The 9,856-nt window shown below is 72.2% G+C and carries 5 protein-coding genes; 4 read left to right on the forward strand and 1 reads right to left on the reverse strand.

Annotated elements, in window-relative coordinates; all coding sequences use genetic code 11:
• Positions 1 to 11: 11 nt before the first annotated feature.
• Positions 12 to 569, reverse strand: a complete 558-nt coding sequence (locus KY661_RS19630; RefSeq protein WP_225411657.1) for an RNA polymerase sigma factor — start codon at positions 567 to 569, stop codon at positions 12 to 14.
• A 287-nt stretch (positions 570 to 856) separates the two neighbouring features.
• Between KY661_RS19630 and KY661_RS19635 the strand changes: the two genes are divergently transcribed.
• The 4 genes from KY661_RS19635 to KY661_RS19650 all read left to right on the forward strand — a co-directional run bounded on the left by KY661_RS19635 (position 857) and on the right by KY661_RS19650 (position 9,785).
• Positions 857 to 2,242, forward strand: coding sequence for a sigma 54-interacting transcriptional regulator (locus KY661_RS19635; RefSeq protein WP_225411658.1), 1,386 nt, complete (start codon positions 857 to 859; stop codon positions 2,240 to 2,242).
• A 15-nt stretch (positions 2,243 to 2,257) separates the two neighbouring features.
• Entirely contained in the window at positions 2,258 to 6,103 is a 3,846-nt protein-coding gene (locus tag KY661_RS19640) for an nSTAND1 domain-containing NTPase (protein WP_225411659.1), read from the forward strand.
• Between the two features lie 77 nt (positions 6,104 to 6,180).
• Positions 6,181 to 7,857: an ADYC domain-containing protein gene (locus KY661_RS19645; protein WP_225411660.1), complete on the forward strand. Its 1,677-nt coding sequence runs from the start codon at positions 6,181 to 6,183 to the stop codon at positions 7,855 to 7,857.
• Between the two features lie 23 nt (positions 7,858 to 7,880).
• The gene (locus KY661_RS19650; protein WP_225411661.1) at positions 7,881 to 9,785 is read left to right on the forward strand and encodes a hypothetical protein; all 1,905 of its coding nucleotides are present in this window, start codon (positions 7,881 to 7,883) and stop codon (positions 9,783 to 9,785) included.
• The last annotated feature ends 71 nt before the right edge of the window (positions 9,786 to 9,856 follow it).

The raw sequence follows: 9,856 nt of genomic DNA on the forward strand, positions 1-9,856 counted from the left end.
CCCTTCCCTGCTCAAGCCCAGACATCCGCCTCCGGGGCGCCCAGCGTCAGGGGCTCCAGGAGCTGCCGCAGCCGGCGGCGCGCCCGGATGAGCCGCGTGCCCACGGTGGCCTTGGGGATTCCGAGCCTCTGGGCGATCTCGATATAGGAGCAGCCTTCCAAGGCGTGCAGTTGGTAGATGGCCCGGAAGGTCTCCGGAAGGTGGCTCAAGGCCGCGCGCAGCTCATCGAGGCTGATGGAGGCCCAGCCAGGGAGCGCGTCCTGCCCGGTGGCGCAGAGGCGCTCCTCCACCCGCTCCATCGGGATGTCCCGCTTCAGGTGCTGCGCCTTCGCGCGGCACCGGTCGATGAAGAGCCGGCGCTGAATGGTCATCAGCCAGGCCCGCGCATCCGTGCCCGGCGTGTACCGGTCCAGGTGGCGCAGCCCCCGCTCCAGCGTGTCCTGAACCAAGTCCCTCGCGTCCGCGGGGTTCTGGCACAGGCGCAGCGCCACCGCGTGCAACTCGGACACGTGCGCCCGGACGACGGCGTCATACTCCTGAACACCCAGACAGTCCGATGCGGTTTCCAATCGTTTGAGATTGCAAGAAGAGAGTTCGACCCTGTGCATGTCTTCTCACCTGACGCGAGCAGTCCCGGCCCAATGGGCAGGGGCCCCTGCAAAGGGCGCACCCTGCTTCTGGACGGCTGGGGAACTGCCTCCCGCCGGAGAGGGACCGGCTGGGAGGCCGCAGGGCAGGCAAACTTTGCGCGCAACCCTTGCCTGCAACGATTGCCCGCCCGGTGGCGGTGGGGAAGGGTGGTACGCTCCGCCGCATGCGCGGTGAGGATCAAACGTGGAGCCATGACCAGGTGCGCATGGGCGAGCGTTCCGGCCAGTTCCGCCTGCTCGTGGTGGATGGGACCACGTCGGCCCTGGTGGACCTTCCCCCCCAGGGCATCCTGCTCGTCGGCCGGGCCCCCGAGGCGGACATCCCCCTGACGGACCGCTCCGCCTCCCGCCGCCACGCCCGCCTCTTCGTCGAGGAGGGCGGGGTGCGCGTGGCGGACCTGGAGAGCCACAACGGGGTGCGCGTCAACGGCCAGGCCGTGTCGCAGGTCTACCCCCTTCAGCCCGGTGACGTGGTGTCCCTGGGGGAAGTGCAGCTCGTGCTCTACGCCGGGGCCGGGGGCGCGGCACGGTCCCCCGCCTCGGGCGGGGGGAGCCCGGCGCAGGCCGAGGAGCTGGTCCTGGGCGAGCGCGTCATCGTGGTGGCCGACCCCGCGCTCCATCGTCTGTATGGGCTCATCCGCAGGCTCGCCGCCAGCGAGCTGCCCGTGCTCATCCTGGGCGAGACGGGCGCCGGCAAGGAGAACGCCGCCTTCGCCCTGCACCACTGGTCCCGCCGCACCGCCAAGCCCTTCGTGGCCATCAACTGCGCCACCATCGCCGAGTCCCTGGCCGAGAGTGAGCTGTTCGGCCACGAGAAGGGGGCCTTCACCGGCGCCTCCGCCCCCAAGCTGGGCCTGCTGGAGACCGCCCAGGGGGGCACGGTGTTCCTGGACGAGGTGGGGGAGCTGCCCCTGGCCTCCCAGGCCAAGCTGCTCCGGGCCCTGGAGACGCGGCGCATCCTCCGGGTGGGCGGCACCCAGGAGCGGGAGATCGACATCCGGATTGTCGCGGCCACCCACCGCCACCTGGAGAAGGAGGTGGAGGCAGGGCGCTTCCGCAAGGACCTCTTCTTCCGCCTGGGGGCGGCCAGCGTGGTGCTCCCGCCGCTGCGAGACAGGCCCGCGGAGGTGGGGGTGCTCGCCCGGAGGTTCCTCGCCGAGGCCTGGGGCGCCCAGGCACGGCCCCCTCCGGCCTTGTCCGCGGCCTGCCTGGAAGCGCTGAGCCGCTATGACTGGCCGGGCAACGTGCGCGAGCTGAAGAACGCCATGGGCTACGTGGCGGCCACGGTGGCCGAGGAGACGGTGGAGCCCGCGCACCTGCCCGAGCGCATCCTCGCCGCGCTCCAGGCCCCTGCCCGCCCTGGGGCCGCCCCCGCCGTGCCGCCCTCGCCGGGGCCCGGCCCCACCGAGGGGTCCGCCCCTTCCGCCCCGGGCCCCCGTTTCGGCCCCCTGGCCGAGGAGCTGCGCACGCTGGAGCGGGAGCGCATGGCCGAGGCCTTGCGTGCCACGGGCGGGGTGAAGGTGCGTGCCGCCGAGCTGCTCGGCATGCCCCTGCGGACCTTCACCCTCAAGTGCAAGCAGTACGGCCTCTAAGGAAGCGTCGCCGCCGTGTCCACCTGGGAGCCCCCTCCGTCCTTCGAGGAGTACCGGCTCATCCGCCTGCTGGGGCAGGGGGCCATGGGGCAGGTGTACCTCGCGCAGGACACGCTCCTGGACCGCCCCGTCGCCGTGAAGTTCCTCTCGGGCGTGGCCCCGGACGAGGGCCAGCGGGAGCGCTTCCGCACCGAGGCCCGCGCGGTGGCCCGGCTGCAGCACCCCAACATCGTCTCCATCCACCGGGTGGGCGAGGTGCTGCGCCGCCCCTACCTCATCTCGGAGTTCATCCGGGGCCAGAGCCTCGACACCCTCTCCTGGCCCGTCCCCTGGGAGCGCGCGCGTGAGATTGGCACGGGCCTGACCCGGGGGCTGGCGGCGGCCCACCGGCGCGGCGTGCTGCACCGGGACATCAAGCCCGCCAACGCCATGCTCACCGAGGACGGCGAGGTGAAGCTGCTGGACTTCGGCCTCGCCAAGTTCCTGGATGCGGCCCTGGAGCCCTCCGAGGCGGCACGCGCTCAGGCCCCGCCCGCCCTTGCCCCCGAGGGCCTGCCCGGAGACGCCACGCTGCCCCCGGGGCATGCCGCGCCCCTGCCCGAGGCGTTTCTGGAGGGCGCCCATCTGCCCCCCCCGGCCCCGCAGCCCGGGCAGTCCCCGGCGCTGACCCTCACGGGGGCCTGGGTGGGGACGCCCCGCTACATGGCACCAGAGCTCTGGCGCGGCGAGCCGGCGACGCCCCGCAGCGACGTGTACTCGCTGGGCGCGCTCCTCTACGAGCTGTGCGTGGGCCGGGCCCCCCTACAGGGCCTGGGGCTCCCCGAGCTTCAGGTGGCCGTGCAGCAGCCCGTTCCCCCCGTGGCCGCCCAGGTGCCCGGCATCGAGCCGCGCTTCGCGGCGCTCATCGACCGCTGCCTCTCGCCCCAGCCCGCCCAGCGCTTCGCCTCGGCGGAGGAGCTGCGCGAGGCGCTGGAGTCCCTGGGCGAGGAGGCGCGCGGCGCGCAGGCCCCCGCGGCCCGGCCCTACCCGGGCCTGCATGCCTTCTCCCCCGGCGAGCGGCAGGTGTTTTTCGGCCGGGGCGCCGAGGTGCGCGCGCTGCTGGACCGCCTGCGCGCGGAGCCCTTCCTCCTGGTGGCGGGGGACTCCGGGGTGGGCAAGTCCTCGCTCTGCCACGCCGGGCTCCTGCCCCGCGTCACCGAGGGGGCCCTGGGAGGGGCCTGGCAGGTGCTCACGCTGGTCCCGGGGCGGCGCCCGCTCGCGGCGCTGGCCGCCACGCTCGCCCCGCACCTGGGCAGCCCCGAGGCGCAGGTGCAGGAGGAGCTGCGCACGGGCCCCCTCGCGCTGGCGCGGCGGCTCCGGGCCCTGGCCCACCAGCAGAACCTCCTGCTCGTCGTGGACCCGCTCGAGGAGCTGCTCACCCTGTCCGAGCCCGAGGAGGCCGCCCTGGTGAGCGAGCTGCTGGGGTGCCTGGCCGAGGGCATCCCCGGCGTCCGGCTGCTGGCCACCGTGCGTGGGGACTTCCTCACCCGGCTGGCGGCCCTGCCCCGCCTGGGAGATGGGATTTCCGGCGCGCTCTTCCTCCTGCGGCCCCTGTCGGAGGCCGGGCTCCGGGAGGCCATCACCGAGCCGGCCCACGCCCAGGGCGTCACCTTCGAATCGGAGGCCCTCGTCGAGTCCCTGATGGCGGCCGGCCGGACCGAGGGGGGGCTGCCCCTGCTCCAGTTCGCCCTGTCCGAGCTGTGGGAGGCGCGCGACTTGGAGCGCCGCGTCATCCCCGCCGCCGCCCTGGAGGCGCTGGGGGGCGTGTCGGGGGCGCTGGCGCGGCATGCCGATGGCGTGCTCCACCGGTTGCTGCCCGCGCAGCAGAAGACCGCCCGGCACCTGCTCCTGAGGCTCGTCACCCCCGAGGGCACCCGGGCCCGGCGCCCCCGCGCGGAGCTGCTGGGCCACGGCACGGCCCAGGAGGAGGCCCGGGAGGTGCTCGAGGCGCTCGTCCGGGGGCGGCTCCTGGTGGCGCGCGAGGCGGAAGGGGAGCCCACGTACGAGGTGGCCCACGAGGCGCTGCTCACGGGCTGGGACCAGCTCCGGGGCTGGCTCGCGGGCAATGCCGAGCGCCGGGCGGCCCTCCAGCGCCTGGAGCGGGCCGCAGCGGAGTGGCACCGCCTGGGCCGCGTCCGCGACGCGCTGTGGGGGGCCCGGCTCCTCTCCGAGGTGGAGCCCCTGGGCCTGGAGGCGCTGGAGCCCCGGGAGGCCGCCTTCCTCGCCGCCTCCCGCCGGGCGGTGCGCCGGCGCCGGTGGCTGCGCGTGGGGGCCGTGCTCGCCCTGCCCCTGGTGGCCGCGTGCCTCTATGGCGGCAACCTGCTGCTCCTGCGCCTGAAGACGGACCAGGAGGTGAAGGGGCACGTGGCGACCGCACAGCGCGTGCTCGCGTGGGCGCGGTCGCAGAACGTCGCCGTCGAGGCGCTCCGGGCGCAGACCTTCGCCGCCTTTGACCGCCGCCAGTTCGCGGAAGCCGAGGCCCTGTGGGCCCAGGTCATCCGGCTCACGGGCGAGATGCACGCTCGGGGCTATGATTTGGCGCGCCAGGAGTTCGAGAAGGCCGTCCTGAGGGACCCCCGGCGCCGCGACACGCGCTCCCTGCTCGCGGGGGCCCTCTACGAGCGCCTGGTGCTGGCGGAGCGCGACCACCAGGAGTCCCTCGGGAACCAGCTGGCCTACCAGCTCGAGCTGTATGACGAGGAAGGCACGTACCGCCGCCGCCTCCAGGCACCGGCCCGGGTGGCCCTCGACACGGTGCCCTCGGGCGCCACGGTCTCGGTGCAGCGCTATGCGGACGAAGGCGGACGGCGCACGCTCTCCGCCGAGCAGCCCCTGGGGACGGCGCCCCTGGCCCCCGTCCCGCTGGAGCCCGGCTCGTACCGCCTCGTCTTCCGCCTGCCCGGCCGGCCGCCGGTGCTCTACCCACTGCGCGTGGAGCGGGGGGAAATGCTGCGCCTGCGCATCCCCGTGCCCGGCACCGTCCCCGAAGGGTACGTCTACCTCCCCCCGGGCCGCTTCCTCTTCGGAAGCCATGACGAGGAGCTGGTGCGGCGCAACTTCCTCCAGGCGCAGCCGGTCCACCCGCTCTCCACGGGGGGCTTCCTCATGGCACGCCACGAGGTGACCTATGGCGGCTGGCTCGAGTTCCTGCGCGCCCTGCCCCCCGCGGAGCGGGCCCAGCGCCTGCCCCAGGCGGCCAGCATCGGTGGCAGCTCGTCCGTCGGCCTCCAGGAGCTGCCGGAAGGGGCCTGGCAGTTCACCTTCCGCCTGCGGGAGCACGCCTACGTGGCGCGGGAGGGGCAGCCGATGACGTACCTGGAGCGCGCCCACCGCTCCGAGCAGGACTGGCTGCGCTTCCCCGTGTCCGGCATCTCCTGGGAGGACGCCCGCGCCTACGCGGCCTGGCTGGGCCAGTCCGGCCGCCTGCCCGGCGCGCGGCTGTGCGACGTGTACGAGTGGGAGCGGGCCGCCCGGGGCGCCGACACGCGCATCTACCCCCATGGGGATGTGTTGGAGCCGGACGACGCCAACTTCGACATCACCTACGGGCAGAAGACGCTCGCCTTCGGGCCGGACATGGTGGGCAGCCATCCGGCCTCGGACAGCCCTTTTGGCATCGCCGATTTGGCAGGCAACGTGTGGGAGTGGAACACCGTCGCCGCCGAGCCCACGGTGGCCCTCTATTCGGGGGGCAGCTTCTACCAGAGCCTCGTGGCCGCCCGGAGCAGCAACCACGCCCGGGGCGAGCCCGCGCAGCGCACACCGCATGTCGGCCTGCGCATCTGTGCGCTGCCCCCCGTGCCGGACCCTCCCCCGGGGTGACGCCGGCCAATGGCAAGGTGATTGCAATGCCTCACCCCGGGCCGCGCGCCCCCCCCGTCGGCCAGGAGACCCACCGCATGAATCGCAAGGACACGACGCATTGGTTGAACCGGGTGCTGCTCACCGCCATGGGCGGGCTCATGGCGGCGGCGCCCCAAGCCCTGGCCGAGGGCAACGTTCCCGACCAGGGGCGGCGGCTGCAGGGCACCGCGCGCGAGCGGTTCGAGCGGGCCAGCATTGCCCTGTCCACGGCCCGGTTGAGCAACGTTCTGCTGAGCGGGGTGGCGCTCGACCACGGGGAGTTCCGGGCCCAGGGCATGGCAGGCGCTGCCTTCATCAACGTGAACTTCTCCCAGACGATCGACAATGAGGTGGTGAAGTTCCGCATCACTGGCGCCCAGCGGCACCTGAACCGGTACCTGCCCAGCAACCCCACGCCTTCCGCCACGGTGTGGGAATACAAGGTGGAGTATTCCTCGCCCAGCCTGGGCAATGGCCCGCTGTGCCCGGGAACGGAGGCGGATCAATGGGCCGTGGCCGTTCCCGGCGTCTGGAATGGCGGCAACTACAGCGCCGCCCATGAGCGCTTTGGCTTCGCGTGTCTGCCCCGGACGACGGCGCCGACCGTGGGAGGCGTGGCCGCCAAGTGCGTGGAGCTGGGCTATACGCCCTGGCCGAGCAATGATCCCCGGCTCGACGGCAGCTCGCTGCTGCTCTCCGAGGGGGACGCGCTGCGCCACCATGTGACGTGCACCGCCCTGGCCTCCGCGGACTACTGCGGCGAGGCCCGGCCCAACACCCTCAGTGGGACGCCCATCACCGTCTACCACCAGGGGAACGTGCCGACCGAGACAGGGCAATACGGAGAGGTCCGCATCGCCGGAGGCCCCGTGCGTCAGGACTATTACTTCGAGTCCGCCTGGGCGCTCGTGGATGTGGGTACGGGCCAGCCCGTGACGTCCTCGGTGCTCCCCTCGCGCGTCCGGGCCCAGGCGGTGTGTCTGACCAAGAAGCGCTGGTCCACCCTGCCCCTCAACGGCACCTGCCAGTCCAATCAGGACGCTGACTGGGAAAACGACCGCCTGCCGGACCCCCGGAGGTATCAGCCCAAACCCGTCCACTACTGTGAGGACTACACCCGGGAGGAGTTGATCCAGAAGGGCGCCATCCTGTTCTCCTATTCCAAATTCCTGGATGCCGCGCTCTACCGGTTCAAGCACAAGACCACGAACCAGTATCTCACCACGTCGCAAATCATCATCCTGCCGCACCCCAATCCCACCAACGCCAACGCCCACTTCAAGACCCTCTACCAGCCGGATCCTTCCGTCTTTGCCGATGCGGGCAACTACGAGCTTGCCAACACGGGGCTGCCCGACAGCTACGAGGGGCCGCTGTTCAAGCCCAACACCCCTTCTCACCTTTTCGCGAGCTCGCCGGTGAGCACCGTGCAGCGCCACCACGCGCTGGGGGGCTTTCCTCCGATGCTCTATGATCAATTCCTGACCCGCCTGGACAACAACAGTGTCACGATGCCTTGGGGCTATGCCCTGGATGCCATCGAGGGGTATGCCTATAACGGCGCAGCCCCCCAGGCGCCGGTGCTCCCGTTCAAGCTGTATCAGAACGCGGCAGGCGATAGCCTGTCGACCCGCCACGCCAACCTCGTCCCGCAGGGTGTTGGCTTTGGCGCTGGCACGGTCATGACCCACCTTCGCCCGCTGGAGTACTACGCCGCGCCGGTGCCTTACTAACGCACCCTCCGGGTGGAGGCCTGGTGGATGATGTCCACCCTCAGGTCCTTCACCCGCTGCGGCTTGTTGCCCCCGTTGTCCCGGAGAATCTTGCCGATGCCGTCTCCGGCATTGATGTCTTGAATTACTTCTTCCGCCAGGGCCCGGTGGCCGCGCACCAGCTCACCACCTCGGGGCTGGCCCCGCGCGTCGTCTGGGGCTTCCCCGCCGAGAACACGGGCATTGGCGTCTGGTTCTATCCCCCCGCCCAGCCCACCGAGCTGGTGGTGGAAGGCCCGATGGAGCCCGTGCAGCTCGCCGATGGCCTGTGGGGCGTGAGCTCCGTGCTGACGAGCGACGCGCCGCTGCTGCGCATCAAGAAGGCCGTCCTCGGCAACGTGCGCAACGTCCGGGACTACTTCTACGGGGCCACCCTTCCCCCCGAGTTCGATTACGCGCTCCAGCAGGCGGCACGCGCCAGCACCCTCACGTTCAATGCGCTCGATGGGAAGCACCACATCCAGCTCCGGCTGGAGTACCTGGAGGGGACATCCGGCGCCGTGGAGGGAAGCCAGCTCGTTTTCCGCGCGGGCCCCAGCGGGAAGATCCGCCTGCGCACCACCGCCTTGATTGACTACACCCCGCTGACGCCCATTCCGCTGAATGAGCTGGTCACCGCCGGGGCCGCGAACAACCCCGAGGCCCTGAACGCGCTCGCCTTCCTCTCCTACCGGGAGAAGCTCCTGGCGGGCTCCTGGCGCTTCCTCACCTACTTCGGGCGCGACACCCTGCTGTCCCTGCGCATGCTCATGCCCGTGCTTCAGGCCCCCGTCATGGAGGCGGGCCTGGGCGCGGTGATTGACCGGCTCGGGCCCGAGGGCGCCGTGGCCCACGAGGAGGCGCTCGGGGACTACGCCTGGGTCGTCCGCACCGGCAACCAGGAGCCGCCGCCCCCGCCGCCCGGGGACATGTTCTCGCCCTGGCTCGACTACAAGATGGTCGACAGCGACTTCATCCTCCCCGCCGCGCTTGCCGCCTATGCCGCGAGCCCCGCGGGACAGGGGCACATCCAGGAGTTCCTCGCCCGGAAGACGCCGTCCGGCGAGAGCTACCAGAGCGCCGTGCTGCGCAACATCGAGCTCGTGGTCCGCAAGGCCCAGCCCTTCAGCCAGAACCCCATCGCCTCCAACCTGGTGGCCATCACCCACCCCGAGGTCGGCAACTGGCGCGACTCGGGCGCGGGCCTGGGCTTCGGCAAGTACCCCTTCGATGTAAATGCATCGCTCGTCCCCGCGGCGCTGCGGGGTGCCGCGAGCCTCTATGCGGCGGGGCTGCTCGGCGCGGGCACGGAGCGCGCCGCGACGCTCAACGCCATGGCGGAGGTCTGGGAGACGCATGCCGCCGGGTTCTTCCAGGTGGACGTGGACCTGCCCACGGCCCAGGAGCGCGTGCGCAGCTACGCCACGCGCGTGGGGCTGGAGGCCGCGCCCGCGGTGGCCTCGCTCACCGGGCCCGTCACGTACCGGGCCGTGTCGCTCGACGCGGCGGGCGCCCCGGTGCCCGTCATGAACACGGATGACGGCTTCCTCCTGCTCTTCAACACCCCGCCCGAGGCCTTCCTCACGGAGGCCGCGGGCCGCATCCTCCGGCCGTTCCCCGCGGGGCTGCGCACCGGCTCGGGCATCGTCGTGGCCAGCACGGCGCTCGCGGAGCCGGGCTCCTCGCTGCACAGCACCTTCACCCGGGGCGACTACCACGGCACCGTCATCTGGTCCTGGCAGCAGGCCATGCTCGCCGCCGGGCTGGAGCGGCAGCTCACGCGCACGGACCTGTCGCCGGGCACCGTCACCCCGCTCCGGGCCGCGCAGACGGCGCTGTGGCAGGTGATTCAGTCCGCCTCCGCGCTCAACACCGGGGAGCTGTGGAGCTGGGTGCCCCGGAATGGCTAGGAGTCTGTTGGGGTAACCGAGAGAACCTACTCGACGGGTAGGCGAAGACATGATGGGGTTGCCTACCCATG

The organism is Allostigmatella hybrida (genome assembly GCF_020103775.1).
GTDB classification, from domain to species: domain Bacteria; phylum Myxococcota; class Myxococcia; order Myxococcales; family Myxococcaceae; genus Hyalangium; species Hyalangium aurantiaca.